The sequence below is a fragment of the Aquiflexum lacus genome (assembly GCF_015476655.1).
Classification (GTDB): Bacteria; Bacteroidota; Bacteroidia; order Cytophagales; family Cyclobacteriaceae; genus Aquiflexum; species Aquiflexum lacus.
This window is the reverse complement of the sequence record NZ_JABFHF010000004.1, coordinates 255,170-279,240: the sequence shown is the minus strand read 5'-3', so window position 1 is coordinate 279,240 and position 24,071 is coordinate 255,170. Positions and strand designations below refer to the sequence as shown.

The window sequence follows — 24,071 nt, the reverse complement described above, 5'->3', positions numbered from 1 at the left end:
CCGAAAATCGGGACAGGCTCTGTTCGTCAGTACCGGATTTTGCAGTCTCGCTTCCTTCACTGTAGGCCTCACGGCAACCAGCCCCGATACTCGGGACAGGCTTTGCGACTTACTAACAGGCTTCACCAACTTGCCTGCAAGGGACTTTCACCCTCTGGAATAATTTGGTATCTTCGATACCAGACGCCCATGCTGGGCACACACATCACCTTGGATACAGCGGGCGGTTCAGTGTAAAAATGAAAATCAGTATCTCTAAGAAGTATGGAGTAAGTTTGAAGAGTACAGCTCCGAATGCCCACCGCCCCCAAACTGAACCCCGTTAGCGTTTATTGTAAAACCACCTATCATCCAAAATTTTGTTATTTTTAGAAAAAACTTTTTGTATGGCCAAAACATCTAAAATAGAAGTAGATAAGAAATCAATTTCCATAATTGAATAGAATAGTGAAGATTACATATGCCTAACAGATATGGTAAGGGGTGAGGAAGGTGAAGACCATATTAGAAACTGGATGCGCAACAGAAATACAGTTGAGTTTATCGGCCTTTGGGAAACTTTACACAACCCTGATTTTAAACCTGTCGAATTCGACACCTTTAGAAAACAGGCAGGGCTCAACAGTTTTAACTTAACACCTAGAAAGTGGATTGAAGCGACTAATGCAATTGGCATTTTTTCAAAGTCAGGCAGATATGGAGGAACTTATGCCCATAAAGACATAGCTTTTGAATTTGGCTCATGGATAAGTCCCATGTTCAAACTACTACTTATCAAGGAGTTTCAACGACTAAAAGAAATTGAGACAAATCAATACAACTTGGAATGGAATGTGAAAAGAATCTTGACAAAAATCAATTATCACATCCATACTGAAGCAATCAAAAATCACATTATTCCTGATAAAAACTATTTGAAAGATAAGGAGTGGTTGGTTTATGCAGAAGAAGCAGACTTATTAAATGTAGCCCTTTTTGGTTGTACAGCGTCCCGATAGCTATCGGGAGGAGGGAAGTGAATAAGGAACATTCGGACAAGGGGTTAAACATTAGAGATTTTGCAAGCATCAATGAATTGGTTGTCTTATCAAATCTTGAAAATGTGAATGCTATCTTGATTGAGAGAAAAGAGAACAAGGAAGACAGGTTTATTCAACTAAGGAAAATAGCAAAATCCCAATTAGCTACCCTAGATAACAAAGATTTTATAAAATCAATAAAAAAGCTTTCTGAGACTACCTATTTAGATGCAGGTAAGAAGATATAAACAACAAAACGCTAACATCACCTTGGAAGACGGCGGGCGGTTCCGAGTAAATAGAAAGTTTAGTATCTTTAAAAAGTTAGGAGTAGGTTGGAAGCGAACGGCTCCGAAAGCCCGCAATCTCCAAGCTGAACCCCGTTAATTTCGTCCATTTTATCTTGCTTCTTTACTGAGTTATTCTGGGTAAATGGTGAGAAAATGGAACAAAGCATCATTACCACATTAGTTTTTGGAATCGTAGGAGTAGTTTTCTTCACAATATTTATTGCTATTAAGGATAAATTTGCGATAGTAAAATTAGGAGGCCAAAATGTAACTATAAAAAATGGCGAGAACGAAAGAAAAATAAATTGGATGGAGGTGGAATCCCTTTCTCTTATGCAGTTTTTTTATCCTCCCTTATATAAATTAAAAGTTAAAGGAGACAATAAAGTCTATTGGTTTAACAAGGAAAATAAATTTATCATGGCATCAGGATTTATTAAAGATTTAAGTGAAATGGGAGATTTAATTCAGAAAAAGAAAAGAGAATTAGGAATTTAAATTTTACAAATCATTTGACCATCAATAAATTATTTACGTAAATTGAAGAAAAAAAACATGGCAAACCTTACTTTAAATTATAGGACTTTGGAAAAGTATTTTGGTATGTTAAAGGGTTTGGATAATCTTTCTAAGAAAAAACTGATCATTAAATTGACCGAGTCACTGGATATAAAAGAAGAGAAGGTGGATTTGCGAACACTTTTTGGAGCATGGGAAGACGACAAAGATTCTGATAAAATCATAAAAGAAATTAGAAAATCTAGAGTTGAAAAAGCAGAAGATCTTGGTTTCGAATGAAATATCTTTTAGACACAAATATCTGCATCCATTTTTTAAGAGGAAAGTTTTGAATGATAGAAAAGTTTCAGGAGTTAGGAACTGAAAATTTTGCTGTTTCTGAAATTACATTTGCTGAACTAGTATTTGGAGCAGAAAACAGCACTAATCCCAAAAAGAATCTTGAGTTAATAGAAGTTTTTACCAATCAAGTTCTGATACTTCCGATTTTCAGTGCCATTTACCTTTATGGAAAAGAGAAAGCCCGATTAAGGTCAATAGGACTGATGATAAGCGATTTTGATCTATTAATCGGATGTACCGCAGTGGATAAGGGTCTGATCATGGTAACAGAAAACCGAAAGGAATTTGAAAGAATTTCTGGAATCCAATTAGAAAACTGGGTAAAGAGATAAGATAAACTTTCGCTAACATCACCTTGGATACAGCGGGCGGTTCCGAGTAAATAAGAAACTTAGTATCTTTAAGAAGGTAGGAGTAGGTTGGAATTGAACGGCTCCGAAAGCCCGCCGTCTCCAAGCTGAATCCCGTTGTGGCAGACCTCAACGAAATCATAGAAATTCAAACATTAATTAATTTAAAATGTTAATCTAGGATAAAAAAATGCAATAATGACAACTCAAATTGAAAGAATAAAAAGAATAATTGAACCCTTAAGACAAGAGATTATTAATCATAAAGTTTATTCAGCAATCAAAGACATAGACGACTTGAAAGTATTTATGCAATTCCATGTATACGCTGTTTGGGATTTTATGTCTTTATTAAAAACGCTACAAGGCAACCTGACTTGTATATCTGTTCCATGGTTTCCCAAAGGAACGGCAGACACAAGATTTCTTATTAACGAAATTGTTGTAGGTGAAGAATCGGACGTAGACCTAAACGGGATAAGGAAAAGTCATTTTGAATTGTATTTAGATGCTATGAAACAATGCGGAGCGGATACTTCCAAAATTGAAGTTTTTACAGATGTATTAAAAAATACCGGCGACTTTAACTCTGCTTATTTGTCTTCAGAAACTCCAAAGGAAGCAAAAGATTTTGTTGACTTTACTTTCAAAATTATTGAAAGTGATAAAGATTATCTGCAATCAGCTATTTTCACCTTTGGACGTGAAGACCTAATCCCAGGTATGTTTATCTCAATCATAAATGAAATGCACAAGAAATTTCCTGACGAAATTTCTATTTTTAAATACTATATTGAAAGACATATTGAAGTTGATGGCGACCACCACAGTCATCTTGCAATACAAATGACAGCCAATCTTTGTAAAGACAACGAACAATATTGGAAAGAAGCAGAAGAATTAATTATACAATCATTAAAACAAAGAATTGAATTGTGGAACGGTGTATACCGACAGTTGACAGAAAGAACAAATACTGCTAACAGCACCAACGAGAAATTGACCGTTCAATTGTAAAATGAAGCGGTGTACCTCGTATCAAGTTCAGTGCTGGCAGACAGTTTTCGCCTACGAAATCGCCAACTTCTTGTAGCTGCAAGACGTTCAGGCGACCAAGTAAAGGAACTAACTATTTTGACACATTGAGGAATAAAAAAACCGGGAATTGAATTATTCAATTCCCGGTAATTTTTTTATTTAAGTTTAAGCTTAACTTTTATCTCTTGGATTTTTAAATTCCCTACGCTCGTAAAAATTTTCGTCTTCCAGGTCATCTTCATTAACACCCTTTTCCGGATAATAATTTCTGAAGACAGTTAACTCATAATTACGGTCTAATTTTGCTCCTTTGCTAAATCTTTTGGTCTTGGTAAAGGTATCGTAATTGATCTCATCCGTGAGCACGTTTTCATTTTCTTCATCCAGCCTGACCAATCCTATAGGAATGATCAGATGATTTTCTCCTTCTTTGTTTACAAAACCATGCGCTCCTTCATTTGCGGATTTATTATAAACTTCATGACCGTCTTCTATCAAGGAGGTATCTACTTCTATATCCAGATAGACCACCCGTTTGGTTTCTTTATTAGCTAACAGACGATCTACTTTTCCTACCGTACGGTTATCGGCATCTTTTACTTCCCAACCCCTGACATCACTGTCATCCGAGGCTACTTTATAATCGGAAAGTTCATCGAGGTAATAAAGATTTTTATTGTTTTCTGACATGATTCTACATTTGAGGTGAGTTATTGTTCATTTTTTCCAGCAAATAAGCAGACTCCTTAAAGAAATTTTTAACATCTTCTTTTTGGTCTAAAGTAAGCGCTTCAGGTTCAATGGCCATAGCTGCATTCATTACACTATTGGCTTCACTTGTCAAACCTGGAAAGGCTTTCTGTTGCATGTTCTGTAATACGTTGGCCAGAATTTCCGCGGACTTTCTGATACTATTTGCATGGGTAGTTTCAAAAGGGTCTGTGGTGATTTTATCCGCATGAGTTCTTACCTCTTCTAAATCCTTTTGGATGTCATAGCCAATTTCATCTGCCATTGCGCTGGTAGCATTGGTTAATTTTAAGAGCGCTTCATTGGTAAATTCATGATCAAGGCCCATCTGATCGGGATCATCGTTTATAAAACTCACGTAGGCGATAACGGCGGAATTATTTAGCGCAACCTGCCTTGTATCTGTTACTTCCTCAGTCCTACTTTCCGTGATATCTTCTGTCTCATCTTCATCACTACTAAAAGCAAACAGGTAAATCAGGATACCAATTACGGCCAAGATCAAAATTATCCACGGCCACATAGGAGTTTTCTTTTCTATTTTTATTTCTGCCATGATGTTTTTTGTTGTTTTTGTAAATGGTTCAAGTATTGTTCCATGTAAAAAAACAGAGATGAAATAGGCCATTAAGCACCGTATACGCCTATAAAAATCTTTTTGAAACTCAATATGGAAGACAATAGCAGTAGCAGGATTTACTCAAACTGTGTAATTTCTTTCACAAATTTTTTATCAGATGTGTGAATGATATGATTTGTTCTCAAAAAGTGTAACACTTATTCTATCAGTTGGGGTGAACTTTAAATATTGAAAAGTGAAATGGCAAATCGGGTTTTAGACACAATTGGAAGATTGTTTTCAAATTATAGAAATTCAATCGTTTTTAATCTGTTCGATCAGAAATATGTGGTCTTTTGGTATGATTTTTGAACTTTTCGTGTTGTTTAGGAGCCCAAACAAAAGGAAATCAATATCATGATTTTTTTTAGTCTTAAGTAAATTGTCTTTTCTGTCATGGCCCAAACCCTTGGATTTGGTCAAATTCAAAGACAATAAATATAGAAGTTTTAATACCAACTGAAGTCTGGGCAATAACAAACAATATATCCATTGACAATGATGGATAGGAACCCGCGCATCCCCATCGGATAAAATACAAAGGAAAGGACCACAAGGAAATTTTTTGTTATTGATTATTAAAGATTTAGTGAAAATGTATAACCTAAAAGATGAAAATATTGACTGTAATAAACCAACTATTGTTATTCCTGTCACTGATGTTTACAATTTTCGGCCATGTATCTGCTCAATCCGACACATCAATATACCACCTCACCATCAATAAAGAAGTAGTAAATAAAGCCGGGAAAGATGTGTCCGGTATGACGATTAACGGAACCATTCCTGGCCCAACCCTCCGGTTCAAAGAAGGTGGCTATGCTGTGATCTATGTAAAAAATGAAATGGAGGAAGAGACCTCCATTCACTGGCATGGATTGTTGCTGCCTAATTTTCACGATGGGGTGCCTTATCTCACTACGCCGCCAATTAGACCCGGTAAAACGCTGAAGTATGAGTTCCCCCTGATTCAGGCAGGAACATACTGGTACCACTCCCATACCATGTTGCAGGAACAAAGTGGCGTGTATGGTTCTTTTGTCATTGAGCCGATTGAGGAAACACTGGACTATGACAAAGAATTGGTCATGGTGCTTTCTGATTGGACCAATCAAAAGTCAATAAATGTACTGCGCAATCTAAAACGGGGCAATGAATGGTATAATATTAAAAAAGGAACCGCTACCCCGCTTAATCAGGTGGTAGCGCGTGGAGGTTTTGGAGCTCAGATCAATTTTTGGAGGCAGCGTATGGAGGGAGCAGATATTGCTGATATATATTATCACGCCTTCCTAAATAATGGGGAGCAAACCCAGGAATATCCGGAATTTGAACCTGGAGAGAAGGTACGGTTGCGTATTATTAATGGTGCCGCATCTTCGCAATTCTGGATGACTTTTGGTGGTGAAGACCCCACTTTGGTAGCGGCTGATGGTTTGAATGTAGTCCCTGTCAAACGAAACAAAACCTTTATTGCAATAGCGGAGACCTATGATTTTGTGGTCACTATTCCTGAAAATGGGAAGATTGAATTCAGAGCCACCGCGCAGGATGGTTCAGGGTATTCATCGGCCTAGTTGGGTAAAGGAGAAACGACTTGGTCGGCAGGGATAGAATATTTTTTGTCCAGAAATTTTTCTATAATGGGTAGCTATGACAATAGATTCGGTGGTGGTGGAGGTTTGTCCATGAGGTTTTAAGCAAGTATTGATGGCTTGAGAAGCGATTTAACCAAAATTGGGGTATATTAAATGTTGTTTGATATATATACTCCTAATTAAGAAAACGAAGAATCAATAAAACAGCGAAGAAAAGTGAAACAGTATAAAGAAAATAGCTTGACGCTCAAAGGCACGGTTGCCCTTGGTACCGGAGTTATGATCGGAGCGGGAATTTTTGCACTCTTGGGTCAGGTAGCCGAATTGTCCGGCACATGGTTCCCTTACATTTTTATCGTTGGGGCCATAATCTCAAGCTTCAGTGCCTACTCATACATTAAAGTTTCAAATGCCTACCCTTCAGCAGGAGGAATCGCAATGATTTTAATGAAAGCCTACGGTAAAACGACGATCACAGCAACGGCTTCTGTTTTGATGGCATTATCCATGATTATCAATGAAAGCTTGGTGGCAAGAACATTTGGTTCTTATACCTTACAGCTTTTTGATTTGGAAAATAACTCCCTGTGGGTACCGGCTTTAGGGGTTGCTTTATTGATAGTTGCTTACTTGATTAATTTATCAGGAAATAAAGTTATTGGGAAAGCCTCCCAATTTACGTCTTTCATTAAAATTGCCGGGATTATAGTGTTTGCAGTTGGCGGATTATGGGCAGCTCAATTTGAATTTGCTGATTTATGGCCTGACACAACGGATTCAAATGAGTATCCCTTTACAAGTTATATCGGTGCCTGTGCCCTTTCTATTTTGGCATATAAGGGATTTACAACCATCACAAACAGTGGAGAAGAAATAACCAACCCGCACAAAAACGTCGGCAGGGCAATCATTATTTCTTTAATCATTTGTACTGTGGTATATTTTTTAGTCGCTATTGCTGTCAATAGTAGTCTTTCAATTCCGGAAATAATCAAGGCCAAAGATTATTCCTTGGCAGAAGCAGCAAGACCTGCATTTGGAGATTATGGGCTTTACTTCACGGTGGGAATTGCTATTATAGCTACCATTTCAGGAATTATTGCCAGTATTTTTGCCGTATCCCGAATGACCGCCATGCTGACTGACATGGAACTTATACCGCATAGCCACTTAGGAATGTCAGGGAGCGTTCAAAAACACATGTTGGTGTATATTGTAGTCATCGCCATCACCTTGACCATTTTCTTTGACTTATCACGTATTGCATCTATAGGAGCAATTTTTTACTTGGTGATGGATATGATCATTCATTGGGGTGTTTTTAAGCATTTGAGAAAAGATGTAAAAGCCAATGGAGCAATTCTGATTACAGCATTATTTCTTGATTTGGTTGTTTTAATTGCTTTTTTATGGATCAAGGCCAATTCTGATATTCTTGTTGTGCTTGTTTCCGGCATAGGTGTTATCTTGGTATTTGCCGGCGAAAAATGGTTTTTGCATTGGAAAGAAAGTGAATAGCGACACCAAAACACTATCCTGTTTTAAAAATTGTGTGAATGATACAATTCCTATTTTTTATTGTATAAAGAATTAAACAGCAAGAGGCAGTATTTTGGAGTCTTTCTCTTCTTTTGCTTACAACCAATTCTATTTAAAGCAAGGGAAAAAGGCTTTTACATTCAGAATATTCAATCTGATCTAGACCAGATTTGATAGAAACATTGCATACCTGATAAACAACAGCATTTTGTTTGGCCTAGATGCTTGGTATAATAAAATGTAAAAGATGTTGTAAGTGCATTGGTAAGATGTAGTACAATAATAGTCAGAAACCAAAATCAATAACATATGTATTTCGAATTAGTATATGACAAAAGTTTGGCCCAGGCGAGTTATTTTATTGGCTGCCAAAAAGGCGGAATAGCAGCAGTCATTGATCCTAAAAGGGATGTAGACACCTATTTAAAAATCGCCAAAGAAAATGATTTTAAAATTACCCACATCTTGGAAACGCATATTCATGCAGATTTTCTCTGTGGCTCACGGGAATTGGCCGAGCTTTCTGGTGGCGAACTTTATCTTTCAGATGAAGGAGGTGAAGATTGGAAATATGAGTTTCCACACAACAAAGTAAAACATGGTGATATTATTAAATTAGGTAAAGTTTCACTTGAAGCGATCTTTACCCCCGGGCATACGCCTGAACATTTGAGTTTTTTGTTGACCGATCATCCTGCTACTGATAAACCTACCATGTTATTTTCAGGGGATTTTGTATTTGTAGGCGATGTGGGAAGGCCAGACTTGTTAGAGCAGGCAGCAGGTATGAAAGATACCCAAGAAAAAGGAGCGCATGACCTTTTTGATTCTTTGCAGGATTTTGCAAAGATGGAAGACTACATTTTATTATGGCCCGGTCATGGTGCGGGCTCCGCATGCGGCAAATCTCTGGGGGCTGTGAACATGTCCACCATTGGCTATGAAAAAATAAGGAATTGGGCACTGAAATTATTGGATGACAAAGCGGCATTCACCAAAGAATTGTTGGAAGACCAACCTGAACCTCCAAGGTACTTTTCCATGATGAAAAAACTCAATAAGGAGGATAGAAAGCTCCTTACTGAAGTACCGGAAATCAAAAACTTAGATCAGGCGGAATACAAAGCCGCTAAAAAGAAGGAACTAAAACTGATTGACGCTCGACCTAAGCAACAATTTGCCGATAGTTTTTTGAAAGGGACCTTAAATATCCCCAACGACAACTCCTTTTCAACTTGGATGGGTTGGTTCTTGAGTTACGAAGAGGATTTTGTGCTGATTGCCTCATCCGATGAAATTGAAGACCTGACCAGGAAATTGATGCGGATAGGAATGGACAAAATACATGGCTACATCACCCCCGACCAACTTGCAGATTTTGAGAATGGGAAACTAATGTCTTATCAACCTTTGGAGAAAAAGTTGGTAGAAGATAAAATTTCAGATGGGGATGTGCAGCTAATTGATATCAGAAGACAGGCAGAATATAAAGAGGGGCATATTGAAGGAGCCATAAACCTATATATAGGAACACTTGATGAAAATTTTGAGAAAGTAGACAAAAACAGAGAGGCTATAATTTATTGTAATAGCGGAAATCGATCAGCAGTCGCGTATTCATTGCTTGTTGCCAATGGTTTTGACAACATATCAAACTATAGTGGAGGATGGTCGGAATGGAGACAAGAAGATTAAACACCTCCTAAAATGACCCTAAGTAAAAGCCGATAATTTTCAATCACAAAAATGGAATCTGAAATAATCATAGCCTTGGTAATTCTAGGACTGACAGTAATTATGCTGGTACTGGACCTGGTCCGCATAGATATTGTTGCAATTGCCTGTATGCTGTCGCTTGGTTGGACGGGTTTATTGGATAATGAGGAGATGTTTTCTGGTTTTTCCAGTAATGCGGTGATAGCCATGCTTAGTGTGATGATATTGGGAAATGGGATTTCAAGAACGGGGATAATGGATGAATTCTCAAAATTTATCATCAGCAAAGCCGGTAACCACAAACGAAATTTGATAGGCTTGCTCTCCATTTCAGTGGGGGTGCTATCTGGTTTAATCCAGAACATCGGTGCTGCTGCTCTTTTTCTACCGGGCATTTTACAAGTCTCTCGAAGAACAAATATTCCTCCGTCATCGCTCATTATGCCTATTGGTTTTGCAGCCATTTTAGGGGGAACACTTACCATGGTTGGGTCGGGGCCGCTTATTCTGGTCAATGACCTGTTGAAAAATGAAGGGCTTGAGGCCTACCACTTATTTAGTGTCACTCCTATTGGCAGTATCCTATTGCTAGCTGGTATAGGGTACTTCTTACTGTTTGGAAATAAAGTTTTGCCCCAAAAAGAAAGTGGGGAAGAAGAAAAATCAGAGCAAGAAGAGCTCGTTGAAAAGCTTAATTTACCGCATAATATAAAGTTGCTCTCTATCAACGAAAAGAGCTCATTGGTTGGTAAAACACCTGAAGAGGCGCAATTGTGGAATAGCTACCACCTGAATCTGATAGGAATTGGAAAGGAGAAAGATGTGGTTTATGCACCTTGGCGGGAATCCAAGTTTGAGGAAGGTCAAACCCTGGCACTTTTGGGTTCAACAGAAAACATTGAGCACTTTTCTAAAGACTTTCACCTCAACAACGTTGCTTCTTCTGAATTCTTTTCTGAAGATATTGATGCTGATGGAAGTGGTTTTGCCGAAGTAATTATTCCACCCGGCTCTGAACTTGCCGGTAAAAGTATCAGGGAGTTTTCTTTAAGGAAGCGATATGCAGTGGAGCCCATCATCCTGTTCAATAAAGGTGAAAGAGTTGCGGATAATTTTTCTGATGTGGAAATTATTTCCGGTGACACCTTGATCGTTTACGGAAGATGGATCGAAATTAAGAGTTTGAAAGACAGCGCTGATTTTGTTGTCCTCACGTCCTTTGAAGTGGATAAAAAGGATAAATCCAAAACCTTGCCGGCAATAGCCTGCTTCGTATTAGCCATTACTTTGGCAATAGTTGGATTCCCCATTTCGATGGCATTTTTAACCGGTGCTCTTTGCATGGTTTTTACCCGTGTGCTGAGTATCTCTGAGGCTTATGATGCTATAGAATGGAAAGTTGTCTTTTTGCTGGCTGGATTAATACCATTGGGTGTGGCCATGCAAAAAACAGGTACAGCCATGTTCCTGGCCGAATCCATAATGAGCGTTGTCATTGATTTGGATCCTATTTACTTCGTGTTGATGGTTGGGGTGTTGTCTACCGTTTTTTCACTCTTCATGTCCAATGTGGGGGCAATTGTTGTGTTGGCACCATTGGTCATTGGAATGGCAGATATTGCAGACATTGACCCACGTCCACTTGTGCTGATGGCAGCTGTCTGTGCGGCAAACTCATTCATTTTGCCAACCCACCAAGTTAATGCCTTCCTGATGTCTCCAGGAGGTTATCGCAATGCCGACTATATGAAGGCTGGGAGTGGAATGACCATTCTTTTTCTTGCCATTACAGTTTCAATATTTTATTTCTTTATCATTTGATAAAAAAACTAAACCGTTCAATTATGGAAACAATTACTTCAGTATTTACAGACGTTATCTGGTCACCCTATGCTGTTGGCATAGGGATTGGGATTTTAAGCTGGTTGAGTTTTTTGATATCAGGTAAACCCATTGCCACTTCCACCACCTTTGCCCGAGCCGGGGGAATGATAGAGGAAATGATGATGGGTAAAAAAGCCAAACAAAGACCCTATTACGAAAAGATCAAACTTATGATAAATTGGCAATGGATGCTGGTCATTGGAGTTGTTATCGGTTCGTTTATTTCGGCTATACTCTCCGGAGATTTCAAAGTAGGTGTATGGGTGCCATCCTTATGGGCATCAGCTTTTGGCGATAGCGCCTTTTTGCGTGTGATCGTGGCCGTGTTAGGAGGCATCATTCTGGGCTTTGGTGCCCGTTTTGCCGGAGGTTGTACAAGTGGGCATGGCATCAGCGGCACCCTGCAACTCGCCGTATCAAGTTGGATTTCAGCCATCTTCTTTTTTGTGGGAGGAATTATAGCTGCTCATGTTATTTATTTTGTCATTGCTTAAATCAGCACAGGTTATGAAAGAATCAGAAAAAGAGGTTACAACAAAAAATACCGTAGAATCGGAAGACAAAAGAAATTTATTTTATGGCTTAGGTTTTGGTATTGTGTTCGGTTTTCTGCTGCACAAAGGCGGTGCAACCAAATATGACGTTATTTTAGGGCAATTGTTACTGATAGATTATACTGTGCTAAAAATCATGCTATCGGCAGCAGCTTCCGGGATGATTGGTGTCTACACAATGAAATCCATGGGTTGGGTCAAGCTTTCAATTAAGAGCGGCTCCGTGGGAATGAACGTACTCGGTGCTTCGATTTTTGGAGTTGGTTTTGCTGTGCTTGGTTATTGTCCCGGAACCATTGCCGGTGCCGTTGGCAATGGATATTTGGATGCGATTACAGGAGGGGTGGCAGGTATTGTTTTAGGTACTTGGATATTTGCAATCATGTACCCTGCTCTCAAGGACGGTATTTTGAAAAAAGGGTTTTTTGGTGATATTACTTTCCCTAGCCTTCTAAAGGTCAATGATTGGGTAGCAGTTGTGCCTGCAATCATATTGATAATTTTGGTTTTGTTTTGGATTGAAAAAGCTGGTTTTTAAACCCTAGAGTTGCAGTGGAGTGAAAAAAATCATTTCCTTAATTTATAAATTTTTGTCTGAATCTTGTAACCCCCTTCACTTGAATTGTCCTATGGGACATTTCGGGAGATAGCTGAACTTCGAATTCCCTATACTTTTCTGTAAAAGACCGAATTTAAGCATGCACATATATGATTCTATATATTGTATAATATTTTTACGGAAATGTATAATATTTTTTCAGTTTAGTTATATGATATTTATAGTTGATTAGGTTTCTATACTAGAACTGATCTAATAATTGAATTTAAATAAAGGTTATAAGGGTCTAGGTATGGTTTCTAAAGTTGTTTAAATAGTAAAATCATAGGAATATTTTGCACTGATAAATAAAAACTAAGGATTATGAAAAATACCGAAAATTTAAATTTTTACACCACAATGCCACCAAGGGGTATTTCGTGGAGGGCAATTTTGGCAGGTACAGTTGCTGCCTTATCGCTTATGCTGATATTAAATTTGATAGGATTGGCAATAGGGTTGTGGAGTATTGAACCTACTGAGGAAAGTAACCCTTTAAGTGGATTGGGAACGGGGTCAATAATTTGGTGGGTCCTAAGCAATTTGATAGTACTTTTTGTTGGTGGTTTTGTGGCTGCGCGTGTTGGTGTCTCATTTGCAAATGCAAGCGGGATAATTCATGGAATTATGACTTGGGCACTCTATACGCTGATTTCGGCCTGGCTATTTACTTCAGTTATTGGAAGTATTATTTCTGGCGTTGGCAATGTGGCTGGGGGCTTGATATCAAGTACGGGTCAGGCAGTATCGGATCAACTCGGTCCTATTATAAGTGATCAGTTCGAAGACTTGGATATATCGCTGGCTGATGCAAGGAAAGAGTTTTATTCACTATTGGAGGATACAGGAAAAGAGAAACTTGATCCGGAATATCTGGAATCACAAGCCCAGAAATCAGCCGATGAGGCCAGGGAAGGAGCTAAAGATATGGCTAAACAACCTGGAAGAGCAGATGCTAAGGTTGAAGGTATCTTTAGAAAAACAAAAAACAGGTTTGAGCAGTCGTTTGAAGCCATAGATAAACAGGCATTGGTCAATATCCTGGTAGAGCGCACCGACATGACTGAAAGCGAGGCCAATCGTACTGTTGATAATATTTTTGTCGAATTTGAAAGCGCACGTGAGGAATTTGAAGCATTCTTGGTAGAAGCCAAAGAAACTGTCAATGAACAAGCTGAAAACATTGCAGAGGCAGTTGGTGATGCTGCCATGTATCTTGCCATTGCGCTAATCCTAGGTATAATTGCTGCTGCTGCAGGAGGTTTTGTGGGAGTAAAAAATTTGAGGGATGATAGTATTAGAAATGGCTATTTTGTGGATGAAACAGATGTAGATTATGATCGCAGAGAAGTCATATAAATACCAAAGTTTAATGAATATTCATGCGGATAGTAACCCTCATATTATGTACTGTGGTTATAATTACCACGGGATTGCCCTTGATCAACTCCGCAGAATGGTGGATTAGAATATTTGATTTTCCCAGAATTCAGATTGCTGTTTTAACTTTGTTGACATTGATCCTTACGTATTTTTATGTAGACTTCAATTGGAAATACAAATTACCATTAATATTTATTCTAGTAGCTTCTCTGATATATCAGGTACAATTTGTAATTGTATATACTCCCCTTTATAGAACCCAAGCAAAGGATAGTAATATGCAGGGTGAAGAAAACAGTCTATCTCTTCTGGTGGCAAATGTGCGCATGGACAATGAAGACAAGGAGCGATTTCACTCACTTGTAGTAAAATATGATCCTGATATTCTTTTGATCAATGAACCTAATCAAGAGTGGGCGTCTTCTATTGCTAAGCTTGAGAAAAATTATCGGTATACGATAAAATATCCGCTGGATAATACATACGGAATGATGCTGCTATCCAAGTTTCCATTGACTGAAAGCAAGATAAATTTTTTGGTAAAGGAAGATATACCTTCAATATTCACTAAGATAACCTTGAAATCAGGAAGTGTAATTGATTTTTTTGGTGTTCATCCCGAACCACCAAAACCTGGGACGGACACCTATGAAAGAGATACAGAATTGCTCATTATTGGTAAAGAAATCAGAGAATCCAAAAACCCAACCCTAGTAGCGGGAGACCTGAATGATGTGGGTTGGTCTAGTACTTCCAAGCTATTTAGAAAATACAGTGAACTGGTAGACCCTCGAGAAGGAAGGGGACTTTTCAATACATACAGTGTTTTTTTACCTTTTTTTCGGTACCCGCTAGACCATATTTTCTACTCCAAAGAATTTGGATTATTGACTCTCGAGAAACTTGAAGCTATAGGTTCGGACCACTATCCAATTCTGATTGCCTTAAATTATGAACCCGAAAATGACAATACAGAAGATTTGGAAAAAACAGACTCAGGAGAAAATCAGGAAGTAGAAGAAAAGATTGAAGATGGAAAAAAGGAAGGAACTAAGAATTAAAAGCCCTTGAAATATAAAGTATAATTGTGAAGCAGTCTGGCAAAATAAAGAATATTTAAAGGATGCCATTACTTGAACCATCCTTTTATTTTTTCAATCCATTTAGAAGTTTTATCCTCCTTTTTTTTATCGCCGGAGATATCATCACTGATCAACATGGCAATGGGTTTTAATTGATCAAACTCTTCGCATATGACTTTAAGTATGGCTGAGAAAGGAAGAAACAATACCATCCCCGCAATTCCCCAAACAGAAGATCCGATCAATAAACTTAAAATCGCCACCAAAGCATTTACGTTTAAGCTACTGCCTACAATTTTGGGATTTAAAAAGTTACTCTCAATGATTTGAATTCCCCAAAACAATAGCATAACCGCTAATGGTGTCCATAAAGAATCGGAGGACATAAAAGCATAAAGTACTGGAATAGTGGCACCTATTGTAGTACCGATAAATGGAACAATGGATAATAAAGCAGCGAGGAAACCAAAAAGAAATGGACTATCAATTCCAATTATCAACAATCCTATGCTGTTGGCAAAACCCAAAATTATGATCAATAGAAACATTCCTGAAAGGTATTGTTTTCCTACACTTTGTATTTTTTTGAGCATTTTATGAATTCTGCTTCTGTTTTCTTCATCACCAAATGATACGAAAGCTTTGGTTAGACCATCCCGATATATCAGCAATAAGAATGTAAAGATTACAGTGGTAATCAGCCCGGTTAGAAAAGACGCAGTTCCACTAAAAGTATTTTGTAATAATGATCCTGATGATTCTTTCAGCCATTCTTTCCCATTTTCTACCAACTCCTCTCTGTTTAAGTCACCTATGAAATTGACATTATCATTTACAAAAACCACCGCCTCAGTTAAAGTACTCATTATTTTTCCTGTAAAATCACTTAATTCATCAGAAAGATTCATTACCTGAGTAGAAAACAGCGTGATACCACCTCCCAAAATTAAAAATACCATTAGAATAGATAGGAAGGCAGAAAGCAATTTATTTAGGCCCCAACCTTCCAATTTTTTAACAACAGGGAATAATATAAATGAGAGTAATAGTGCCATGCTCAGGGGTATGAGTACACCTTTGGCTACTACCATTACGGCAAAAAGACCAAAAATGAAGGCCAACGTAAAGAATAATTTTTGGAAAGATAGTTTCATAGGTTTATCAAAAATATGGGTTTTGATTAAAAAACAACAATTTGTATTTATTCATGGCTATTTGTGAATATAACAGCCCATCAATAAGTAAAAGAAAAAGACAAATCAACTGCTTTATCAAATATTTAAGAAATTGCAATCAAAGGCTATATAATATGGATATTTAATTTAAGCATGGTAAAGCTATGAATCAAATATTGCGAAATAGCAATACTATTAAAACTATGTATTATATAATTCGCAGATTTCTTATAATTATGAGGAACTCGCAGCTTTTTTGAATTATTTTTTGATAACTTTCCTTAGTGGCAAAGCTTTTGAGTTCATATTAAAAACAACCATCAAGATTAGGATAGTAAATGAATTCTATTCATCAACAAAAAAAATAGCTTGAGATGATTCTACTTTTCACATATTTATTTTTAGCATTGTTAATTTCATTTTTGTGTTCAATTATGGAAGCTGTTTTGCTTTCAACTCCCTTATCTTATTTAAAATCAAGACTTGAAAATGGAGATATCAGTGCGAGGACGATGCTAAAGCACAAGGAAGATATTGACAAGCCTCTATCTGCAATTCTATCACTAAATACTGTAGCCCATACTGTGGGTGCTGCTGGAGTTGGGGCGCAGGCCACTATTGTATTTGGAGAGGCTTATTTTGGTCTTGTTTCTGCTGTTCTGACTATTTTGATTTTGGTGATTACGGAAATAATTCCAAAGACATTGGGTGCAAATTATAGTAAAGAACTTGTGGGTATTTCTGCGAAAATAATTAATGGTATGATTTTCATTACCTACCCGCTAGTTTTAGGCTCATCCTATCTTACCAAACTATTGTCAAGGAAAGAATCTGAACTGACAACTAGTAGAGAAGAAGTTTCAGCTTTGGCAAGTATAGGGACGGAAGAAGGGATATTTGCTGAGAATGAAAACAAGATTATTCAAAACTTAATTAAACTAAAAAATATAAAGGTTTCAGAAATCATGACCCCAAGAGTGGTTGTTGTGACTGCACATGAAGAGATGACATTACAGAAATTTTTAGAAAATAAAGAGTTTTTGCATTTTTCAAGAATCCCGGTATATCAGACAAATAAAGATAATATAACGGGATATGTATTTAGAGCCTTGGTGTTTGAAAAACTGGCCGAAGATCAATTTGACCTTAAGCTGAAAGACATCAAAAGAGAAATTTTGACTTTCCCCAAAAGAACAACATTGCTGAGTGCTTGGGACCAAATGTTAGCAAAACGCGAACACATTTCTCTCGTAACTGACGAATATGGAGGTATGGATGGAATTACAACTTTGGAGGACATTATAGAGTCTTTACTTGGTTTTGAAATCATAGATGAGAAAGACCAAGTAGATGATATGCAGAAATTTGCTTTGGAAAGATGGAAGGAAAAACAAAAAAAATATGACCTTCTTAAAAGCGATGAACAAAAGAGGCAAAACGAATAACATGCGCTGTAATTTTCTCCATAATCATTCCGATTTTGAGGATCTTTTTTTATTTAAAAGTGCGTTATTTTTTGAATTTTCAAGCAAAAAGAATTTCAAAGTCACAGATTGTAATATTTAATCAAATACTTGTAGGTTTTTTTGTTTTGCGGGTTTTATGCAACAATGGACTGATAGTTGAACCTTGTCAAGTGAATCAATTATTATCAATTAAAAGCAAAGACAATGACACATTTAGAAGAGTTGGGTAGTACCCTTAATGACTTAGTATTGATACACAATGACAGGATTGAAGGCTATGCCAAATCTATGGAATTAGTAGAGCAGAAAGATGCTGATCTGAAAATGCTTTTTGCCAAAATGATTTCCAACAGTAGAGGACATATCAGTGAACTCGGAGAGCTGATTCATGAAATTGGTGGTGAGATGGAAGAAGGTACGACCACCTCCGGTAAAATTTTCAGGACTTGGATGGATGTCAAATCTGCATTTTCCGCAAATGACAGAACAAGTATATTGGAATCCTGCGAAGCGGGTGAGGATGCGGCATTGAAGGCCTACGATATGGCCCTTGCTTCTGATACTGAAATGAGCGCAGATGTCAGACAGATGCTTATGGAACAAAAATCAACTGTCAAAACAGATCATGATCAGATCAAAAAACTAAGAGATTTGCACAAAAGTTTAGCCTAACTTTAGGTCCAATAAATAAACAGAAAATCCATCTCTGATTTTTGGATTGCCGGAAAAGTTGTTGGATTATTTCCGCAAGTACTCCATTTCCCTTCAAATAGTCATCATCCATGTCAATTTCCTTGGCATTCCTGTCTATCTAAGTATAAGACAAAAAAAATAGCTGCCCAATTTCGGGCAGCTATTTCTAAAATTACTACAAATTAATTTTTCGATCAATCAAGATCAAAACGATCTAAATTCATCACTTTGTCCCAAGCTGCAACAAAGTCTTTTACAAACTTATCTTTTCCATCTTCACAACCATACACCTCTGAGATTGCCCTTAATTCGGAGTTAGATCCAAAAATTAAGTCAACCCTAGTTGCACTCCACTTTGGTTCTCCGGACACCCGATCACTACCAACAAAAACATTTTGCGCATCAGAGGTGGCTCTCCAAGTTGTCCTCATGTCCAGAAGATTCAAGAAGAAGTCATTGGTCAAAGTTTCAGGATTTTGGGTAAATACACCATGCTTTGATTTATCGAAATTGGCGTTCAGTACACGAAGACCTCCTACCAATACCGTCATTTCAGGTGCCGTAAGATTCAGCAGTTGGGCTTTATCTACCAACATTTCTTCTGCACTAGCCATGTTTTTGGCATTGAAATAATTACGGAATCCATCGGCTTTAGGCTCCAAGAAGGCAAAAGAATCAATCTCGGTTTCTTCCTGAGATGCATCCATTCTACCGGGAGTAAATGGAACAGAAATTTCATGTCCTACATTTTTTGCAGCTTTTTCTATTGCTGCACAACCACCTAAGACGATCAGGTCTGCAAGGGAAACTTTTTTATTTCCTGATTGGGTGCTATTGAATTCCTCTTGGATGCTTTCTAAAATCCCCAACACTTTTGTCAACTGTGCAGGATTGTTGGCTTCCCAATTTTTCATAGGCTCTAATCGGATACGAGCCCCATTGGCACCACCACGCTTGTCCGAACCTCGGAAAGTGGAGGCAGAGGCCCAAGCTGTAGACACCAATTCAGAAACGGTAAGTCCTGCGGCCAATATGTTTGATTTCAACCCATCAATATCGTTGGCATCCACCAAATCATGATTTACTGCAGGAATGGGGTCTTGCCAGATCAAATCTTCAGCAGGTACTTCAGGACCCAAATAGCGGGATTTTGGTCCCATATCTCGGTGCGTCAGTTTGAACCAAGCTTTTGCAAAAGCATCAGCAAACTCCTCAGGATTTTCATAGAAATGTCTTGAAACTTTTTCATAAGCAGGATCTACTCTAAGGGCCAAATCAGTAGTCAACATGAAAGGCTTGTGGAATTTGCCTTCAATGTGGGCATCAGGAATGATGGCCTCTGCATTTTTGGCTTCCCACTGATGGGCTCCTGCAGGGCTTTTAACCAATTCCCAATCGAATTCAAAAAGGAACTTAAAGTAATCATGACCCCATTTGGCTGGCGTAGAGGTCCAAGCTCCTTCCAATCCGGATGTAATCGTGTCGGCACCTTTTCCACTACCATAGGAATTTTTCCAACCCATGCCCATTTCTTCAATACTAGCCCCTTCCGGTTCGGGACCTACATATTGTAATGGATCAGCTGCACCGTGTGTTTTGCCAAAGGTATGTCCACCCGCAATCAATGCTACAGTCTCGTAATCATTCATTGCCATTCGGCCAAATGTCTCTCGGATATCATGTGCGGCTCCTTTTGCGTCAGGCTGTCCTTGTGGACCTTCAGGATTGACGTAGATCAAACCCATATGGGAAGCACCAAGTGGCTGTTCCAATTCTCTTTGTCCACTATATCTTTTATCATCGCCCATCCATTGTCCTTCGGAACCCCAATATACATCCTCAGCCGGTTCCCAAACATCGGCACGTCCACCTGCAAAACCGTAGGTTTTGAAACCCATGGTTTCAAGAGCAACATTTCCTGTCAAGATCATCAAATCAGCCCAGGAAAGTTTCTTTCCATATTTCTGCTTGATGGGCCAAAGCAACAAACGCGCCTTGTCCAAGTTTGCATTATCCGGCCAGCTGTTTAAAGGAGCAAAACGTTGGGTACCGAATCCTCCACCGCCACGTCCATCCTGAACACGGTAAGTTCCCGCACTATGCCAAGCCATACGGATCATAAATGGACCATAATGACCGTAATCCGCAGGCCACCATTCTTTGGAGGTTTGAAGTGCATCGGCGATATCCTTTTTAACTTCTTCAAGGTTCAAAGACTTGAACTCTTCAGCATAATTGTAATCTTCTCCCATTGGATTGGACAGGGTAGAATGCTGACGTAGGATATTCAACTTCAGTTGATTTGGCCACCAATCACGGTTTCGGGGTCCGGCACCAGCCGCTTGTGAAAGTTGACCATTATGAAAGGGACATTTGCTCACGTCGCTATCATTTGTATTAAAAGAATTCATAGTATTAATGGTTATTTTTGTTTTGAATTTATTAAAGGCAATTTAATAAAGTTTTTTCTTATATGAATATAATTTTGATAGATAAAATCTATGGCTCTTGCTTAGTTTTGATCGATGTTTAACATACACAAATATGCTTAAATTAAAAAGTCATTTTTGATTCTCGATATTGTAGTGTTGATGTCGAAAAAGATAATTTATCAAATTTTTCAAAATAATTCTGTACTTTTCCCTTCACCTTATTCAACATTATCTTTCTGAATCAAATCACATGACACCAAAAGCCCAAGAAGTAGCTGTAAAGAGAAAAAAAATCATAATATTTTTTGGGTTGATCATAATTCTTACTTTGGCTTTTGCTATCAAGAAAATCTATTTTACCCCCTCTTCATTTGATAAAAAACTGGAAAACCTGTCACTTGAAATGAACAAGAACTGCCCCATGATGATAGATCAAAACACCAGATTGGATGGCACACAGACAAATAAAGGAAAGGAATTCCAATTCAATTATACTTTGGTCAATATGGAAAAGGAAAATATCAAAGAAGATGAATTACAAAAGTTTCTTTATGATCAGATTCTCACCAATATGAAGAATAATCCTGATCTGCAGTACTTCAAAGATAATGAAACTACCATGTCCCATTCCTATAAAGACAAAAACAATATACCTCTTTTCGACTTGACTTTTACCTCTAAGGATTATCAGTAAAAGACATTTCTTATTTAATTTCTCCCCTTTGGTGGATTATACAACCTATCTACACATTTCCAGCAATCTTTTCCAATCCTTCCACCAACTTATCCAAGTCAGAAATTTTTGTATATACATGGGGTGAGACCCTGACGCAATTGATATTGGCTATTGAAATAGGCGTGGTGTGGATTTTGAAATCCCTCATCAATCGAGATTCCAATTCCCCCGGTGTCAAACCATCTATAGACACACCTGCCAAGGCACAACTGTATGCTCTTTTCAGAGAAGTATGTATTTTTACCCTAGGAATTTTTTCAGCCCTCATAGCCCAATAATCTTTGAGGTATCTAATTCTTTCCTCTTTTCTTTTGGTGCCGATAGCATTATGGAAATTAAGAGCCTCTCCAACTCCCTGTTCGATAGGAAAACTTCTGGTTCCTAAGTTTTCAAACTTCCTGATATTGTCACTCTTTGGATCTCCTGCACAGATCAATGGCCAAACTTTGGAAATCTTTTCTTTCTTGATCCATAACATCCCACTTCCAATGGGAGCTGAAAGGTATTTGTGGAGACTGGTACCAAAATAATCCGCCTCCAAATCGGGAATATTAAAATCCAATAAACCATATGAATGAGCCCCATCCACGATCACCTCAAGTCCCTTATCATGGGCCATTCTGGCAATTTTTTGGATTGGCATAATCTGCCCGTTCCAGTTGATGACATGGGTGAGGTGGATGATCTTGGTCTTTGCTGTAATCGCTTTGCGATACGCTTCCACTATTTCCTCGTCATTCTCAGAAGGAAAATTAAACGTTAGCTGTTTGTAAACAATTCCATCCCGTAAAGCCCTTTGCTTCCAGGCCTGCATCATATTGGGGTAATCCTGTGTGCTACCAATGACCTCATCACCTTGTTGTAGATCCAAGCCATAGATGATGGTAACCAAAGCCTCTGTAGCATTCCTATTAATGGCCACTTCTTCAGGGTCACAACCTCCCAATTTTGCCAGTCCTGCTCGTAGATTTTCCCTTCCCTGATCCAGAATACGCCACATGTAATAAGAAGGGCCCTGATTGGCCATTTGATTGAATCGCTCCACTGCTTGTTGAACAGCCAATGGGCTTGGAGACACCCCTCCATTATTCAATATTATAATAGGAGATGAACTGGCTGAATATCCCTGTTGGATCACCGTCCAATAATCTTCGTCAGTGGCGATTTCTAAGGGGGATTTATGGAAGTGCGTTTTTTCCAATTCCTGCCATTCAGCAGCATGGAGTCTATTGAAGAAGCTGTTGATGGAAAATGCCCCTGCCAGGCTTCCTGCTTTCTTGATAAAAGAGCGTCGGTTTTCGGATGCATTCATAGTAAGTCTTGCTGCGATAATCTTTTAAAGGCATTTTAGGATATAATCATTTCAGTTAAATATGCCTTCTAAATCTGATCTAAAATATGGAAAAAAAACCTTAAATTCCTTCTCGTTTAGTATGTGTGGTATTTTTAGATTTTGGCTTCAATGTAAAGCTGTTAATACATGAAAAGGATACATCTATTTGAATTTGAAGACCAAGCCTGGTTTCCTGATTGGATCAGGGTACTGATGACAAGGTACATCATGACTTTTCATAAAATGCTGGGAACGGCCGACTTACTTTTACCTTTGGTTGAAAAAGGTCTAAGATATACCAATGATAAGGTGATTTTGGATTTATGTTCCGGAAGTGGAGGTCCTATGATAGAGGTAACTCAGAACCTTAAAAAGCTCCCTGAACATAAAAATCTCAAACTCATACTTAGCGACCTCTATCCAAATCTATCAGCCGCCGACCAATTTAACAATATCAACCCGGATATTGAATACATCACAACCCCTTTGGATGCTTCAAATGTGAACCAAGACCTTAAAGGCCTTCGTACGATGATCAGTAGTATGCACCACATGAAACCGAATGTTTCCAGGCAAATCCTTCTAAATGCAAAAGAATCCAATCAACCGATTTTGATTTTCGAAATCAGTGACAATGGTCCTCCGATCTTTTTATGGTGGCTTGCCATTCCCTTTGCTTTTATTACCACGCTATTCGTAACCCCTATGGTAAGGCCCATGACTTGGCAGCAATTGGTGTTTACCTATATTATTCCCATACTTCCCCTATTCATAGCTTGGGACGGGGCTGTTTCCAATGCCCGGACCTATACTTTGAAAGACATTGATATTTTGATACAGGGTCTTTCAGATGAAAATTATCAATGGGAAAAAGGAAAAATCAAAGGAAAGGGAGGAAACAAAGTTTATTTATTGGGAAAGCCTGTAAATCTGAATTTATGAAGTTTATAACACT

General features: G+C 38.2%; 22 protein-coding genes and 1 pseudogene. 18 read left to right on the top strand and 5 right to left on the bottom strand.

The genetic code is table 11. The features are described 5' to 3' along the window. Nucleotides 1-473 precede the first annotated feature (473 nt). From HMJ38_RS25865 to HMJ38_RS06065, 6 genes are all read left to right on the top strand, one after another. Nucleotides 474-998, top strand: coding sequence for a KilA-N domain-containing protein (locus tag HMJ38_RS25865; RefSeq protein WP_228779914.1), 525 nt, complete (start codon nt 474-476; stop codon nt 996-998). Beyond that, on the top strand, nt 980-1,267 hold the full coding sequence (locus tag HMJ38_RS25860; RefSeq protein ID WP_228779913.1) for a hypothetical protein: 288 nt from the start codon (nt 980-982) through the stop codon (nt 1,265-1,267). The genes HMJ38_RS25865 and HMJ38_RS25860 overlap by 19 nt, the downstream gene beginning before the upstream one ends. Before the next feature lie 195 nt (nt 1,268-1,462). Next, the gene (locus tag HMJ38_RS06080; RefSeq protein ID WP_194973478.1) at nt 1,463-1,807 is read left to right on the top strand and encodes a hypothetical protein; all 345 of its coding nucleotides are present in this window, start codon (nt 1,463-1,465) and stop codon (nt 1,805-1,807) included. An 87-nt stretch (nt 1,808-1,894) separates the two neighbouring features. Continuing rightward, entirely contained in the window at nt 1,895-2,107 is a 213-nt protein-coding gene (locus tag HMJ38_RS06075) for a hypothetical protein (RefSeq protein WP_228779912.1), read from the top strand. Between the two features lie 53 nt (nt 2,108-2,160). Continuing rightward, a complete protein-coding gene (locus tag HMJ38_RS06070; RefSeq protein WP_228779911.1) occupies nt 2,161-2,502 on the top strand; it encodes a PIN domain-containing protein in 342 nt (113 codons plus the stop codon). A 216-nt stretch (nt 2,503-2,718) separates the two neighbouring features. Next, nucleotides 2,719-3,537 carry a DUF3050 domain-containing protein gene (locus HMJ38_RS06065; protein ID WP_194973476.1) on the top strand — a complete coding sequence of 273 codons (819 nt, stop codon included), beginning with the start codon at nt 2,719-2,721 and terminating at the stop codon, nt 3,535-3,537. 192 nt (nt 3,538-3,729) lie between these two features. Here the strand turns inward: HMJ38_RS06065 and HMJ38_RS06060 are convergent, their stop codons facing one another. Then, nucleotides 3,730-4,248: a PRC-barrel domain-containing protein gene (locus tag HMJ38_RS06060; RefSeq protein ID WP_194973475.1), complete on the bottom strand. Its 519-nt coding sequence runs from the start codon at nt 4,246-4,248 to the stop codon at nt 3,730-3,732. A 4-nt stretch (nt 4,249-4,252) separates the two neighbouring features. Beyond that, complete coding sequence (locus HMJ38_RS06055) at nt 4,253-4,864, bottom strand: hypothetical protein (protein WP_194973474.1); 612 nt, start codon at nt 4,862-4,864, stop codon at nt 4,253-4,255. A 722-nt stretch (nt 4,865-5,586) separates the two neighbouring features. On the opposite strand from HMJ38_RS06055, the pseudogene HMJ38_RS06050 reads away from it, so the two are divergent. The 8 genes and pseudogenes from HMJ38_RS06050 to HMJ38_RS06015 form a co-directional block, all read left to right on the top strand. Continuing rightward, nucleotides 5,587-6,501, top strand: a pseudogene (locus HMJ38_RS06050) (multicopper oxidase domain-containing protein); the annotation flags it as partial. Between the two features lie 240 nt (nt 6,502-6,741). Further along, nucleotides 6,742-8,043, top strand: coding sequence for an APC family permease (locus HMJ38_RS06045; RefSeq protein WP_194973473.1), 1,302 nt, complete (start codon nt 6,742-6,744; stop codon nt 8,041-8,043). Between the two features lie 330 nt (nt 8,044-8,373). Then, nucleotides 8,374-9,759, top strand: a complete 1,386-nt coding sequence (locus HMJ38_RS06040) for an MBL fold metallo-hydrolase (protein ID WP_194973472.1) — start codon at nt 8,374-8,376, stop codon at nt 9,757-9,759. Between the two features lie 51 nt (nt 9,760-9,810). Beyond that, nucleotides 9,811-11,601, top strand: coding sequence for an SLC13 family permease (locus HMJ38_RS06035; protein WP_194973471.1), 1,791 nt, complete (start codon nt 9,811-9,813; stop codon nt 11,599-11,601). A 23-nt stretch (nt 11,602-11,624) separates the two neighbouring features. Beyond that, on the top strand, nt 11,625-12,158 hold the full coding sequence (locus HMJ38_RS06030) for a YeeE/YedE thiosulfate transporter family protein (protein WP_194973470.1): 534 nt from the start codon (nt 11,625-11,627) through the stop codon (nt 12,156-12,158). Nucleotides 12,159-12,171: 13 nt separating this feature from the next. Further along, on the top strand, nt 12,172-12,756 hold the full coding sequence (locus HMJ38_RS06025) for a YeeE/YedE thiosulfate transporter family protein (RefSeq protein WP_194973469.1): 585 nt from the start codon (nt 12,172-12,174) through the stop codon (nt 12,754-12,756). Nucleotides 12,757-13,140: 384 nt separating this feature from the next. After that, a complete protein-coding gene (locus tag HMJ38_RS06020) occupies nt 13,141-14,175 on the top strand; it encodes a hypothetical protein (RefSeq protein WP_194973468.1) in 1,035 nt (344 codons plus the stop codon). Between the two features lie 23 nt (nt 14,176-14,198). Continuing rightward, entirely contained in the window at nt 14,199-15,260 is a 1,062-nt protein-coding gene (locus HMJ38_RS06015; protein ID WP_194973467.1) for an endonuclease/exonuclease/phosphatase family protein, read from the top strand. A 68-nt stretch (nt 15,261-15,328) separates the two neighbouring features. On the opposite strand, the gene HMJ38_RS06010 is transcribed toward HMJ38_RS06015, so the two are convergent. Then, nucleotides 15,329-16,435 (bottom strand): AI-2E family transporter, encoded by a 1,107-nt coding sequence (locus HMJ38_RS06010; protein ID WP_194973466.1) that lies wholly within the window; start codon nt 16,433-16,435, stop codon nt 15,329-15,331. A 395-nt stretch (nt 16,436-16,830) separates the two neighbouring features. On the opposite strand from HMJ38_RS06010, the gene HMJ38_RS06005 reads away from it, so the two are divergent. Continuing rightward, on the top strand, nt 16,831-17,901 hold the full coding sequence (locus HMJ38_RS06005; RefSeq protein WP_194973465.1) for a CNNM domain-containing protein: 1,071 nt from the start codon (nt 16,831-16,833) through the stop codon (nt 17,899-17,901). 225 nt (nt 17,902-18,126) lie between these two features. Beyond that, complete coding sequence (locus HMJ38_RS06000; RefSeq protein ID WP_194973464.1) at nt 18,127-18,594, top strand: PA2169 family four-helix-bundle protein; 468 nt, start codon at nt 18,127-18,129, stop codon at nt 18,592-18,594. A 215-nt stretch (nt 18,595-18,809) separates the two neighbouring features. On the opposite strand, the gene katG is transcribed toward HMJ38_RS06000, so the two are convergent. Further along, nucleotides 18,810-21,026, bottom strand: coding sequence for a catalase/peroxidase HPI (gene katG / locus HMJ38_RS05995; RefSeq protein ID WP_194973463.1), 2,217 nt, complete (start codon nt 21,024-21,026; stop codon nt 18,810-18,812). Between the two features lie 271 nt (nt 21,027-21,297). Here katG and HMJ38_RS05990 point away from each other — a divergent pair, with 271 nt between their 5' ends. Continuing rightward, nucleotides 21,298-21,741, top strand: a complete 444-nt coding sequence (locus HMJ38_RS05990) for a hypothetical protein (protein ID WP_194973462.1) — start codon at nt 21,298-21,300, stop codon at nt 21,739-21,741. Between the two features lie 49 nt (nt 21,742-21,790). On the opposite strand, the gene HMJ38_RS05985 is transcribed toward HMJ38_RS05990, so the two are convergent. Then, the gene (locus HMJ38_RS05985) at nt 21,791-23,095 is read right to left on the bottom strand and encodes an aminotransferase class V-fold PLP-dependent enzyme (protein WP_194973461.1); all 1,305 of its coding nucleotides are present in this window, start codon (nt 23,093-23,095) and stop codon (nt 21,791-21,793) included. 168 nt (nt 23,096-23,263) lie between these two features. Here HMJ38_RS05985 and HMJ38_RS05980 point away from each other — a divergent pair, with 168 nt between their 5' ends. Next, nucleotides 23,264-24,058: a hypothetical protein gene (locus HMJ38_RS05980; protein WP_194973460.1), complete on the top strand. Its 795-nt coding sequence runs from the start codon at nt 23,264-23,266 to the stop codon at nt 24,056-24,058. The last annotated feature ends 13 nt before the right edge of the window (nt 24,059-24,071 follow it).

What these genes read in the sequence shown, in the direction of transcription:
- HMJ38_RS25865 (WP_228779914.1), top strand. Translation starts at nt 474, where the DNA reads ATGGTAAGGGGTGAGGAAGGTGAAGACCATATTAGAAACTGGATGCGC.
- HMJ38_RS06080 (WP_194973478.1), top strand. Translation starts at nt 1,463, where the DNA reads ATGGAACAAAGCATCATTACCACATTAGTTTTTGGAATCGTAGGAGTA.
- HMJ38_RS06070 (WP_228779911.1), top strand. Translation starts at nt 2,161, where the DNA reads ATGATAGAAAAGTTTCAGGAGTTAGGAACTGAAAATTTTGCTGTTTCT.
- HMJ38_RS06065 (WP_194973476.1), top strand. Translation starts at nt 2,719, where the DNA reads ATGACAACTCAAATTGAAAGAATAAAAAGAATAATTGAACCCTTAAGA.
- HMJ38_RS06060 (WP_194973475.1), bottom strand. Translation starts at nt 4,248, where the DNA reads ATGTCAGAAAACAATAAAAATCTTTATTACCTCGATGAACTTTCCGAT.
- HMJ38_RS06055 (WP_194973474.1), bottom strand. Translation starts at nt 4,864, where the DNA reads ATGGCAGAAATAAAAATAGAAAAGAAAACTCCTATGTGGCCGTGGATA.
- HMJ38_RS06040 (WP_194973472.1), top strand. Translation starts at nt 8,374, where the DNA reads ATGTATTTCGAATTAGTATATGACAAAAGTTTGGCCCAGGCGAGTTAT.
- HMJ38_RS06035 (WP_194973471.1), top strand. Translation starts at nt 9,811, where the DNA reads ATGGAATCTGAAATAATCATAGCCTTGGTAATTCTAGGACTGACAGTA.
- HMJ38_RS06030 (WP_194973470.1), top strand. Translation starts at nt 11,625, where the DNA reads ATGGAAACAATTACTTCAGTATTTACAGACGTTATCTGGTCACCCTAT.
- HMJ38_RS06025 (WP_194973469.1), top strand. Translation starts at nt 12,172, where the DNA reads ATGAAAGAATCAGAAAAAGAGGTTACAACAAAAAATACCGTAGAATCG.
- HMJ38_RS06020 (WP_194973468.1), top strand. Translation starts at nt 13,141, where the DNA reads ATGAAAAATACCGAAAATTTAAATTTTTACACCACAATGCCACCAAGG.
- HMJ38_RS06015 (WP_194973467.1), top strand. Translation starts at nt 14,199, where the DNA reads ATGCGGATAGTAACCCTCATATTATGTACTGTGGTTATAATTACCACG.
- HMJ38_RS06010 (WP_194973466.1), bottom strand. Translation starts at nt 16,435, where the DNA reads ATGAAACTATCTTTCCAAAAATTATTCTTTACGTTGGCCTTCATTTTT.
- HMJ38_RS06005 (WP_194973465.1), top strand. Translation starts at nt 16,831, where the DNA reads ATGATTCTACTTTTCACATATTTATTTTTAGCATTGTTAATTTCATTT.
- HMJ38_RS06000 (WP_194973464.1), top strand. Translation starts at nt 18,127, where the DNA reads ATGACACATTTAGAAGAGTTGGGTAGTACCCTTAATGACTTAGTATTG.
- katG (WP_194973463.1), bottom strand. Translation starts at nt 21,026, where the DNA reads ATGAATTCTTTTAATACAAATGATAGCGACGTGAGCAAATGTCCCTTT.
- HMJ38_RS05990 (WP_194973462.1), top strand. Translation starts at nt 21,298, where the DNA reads ATGACACCAAAAGCCCAAGAAGTAGCTGTAAAGAGAAAAAAAATCATA.
- HMJ38_RS05985 (WP_194973461.1), bottom strand. Translation starts at nt 23,095, where the DNA reads ATGAATGCATCCGAAAACCGACGCTCTTTTATCAAGAAAGCAGGAAGC.
- HMJ38_RS05980 (WP_194973460.1), top strand. Translation starts at nt 23,264, where the DNA reads ATGAAAAGGATACATCTATTTGAATTTGAAGACCAAGCCTGGTTTCCT.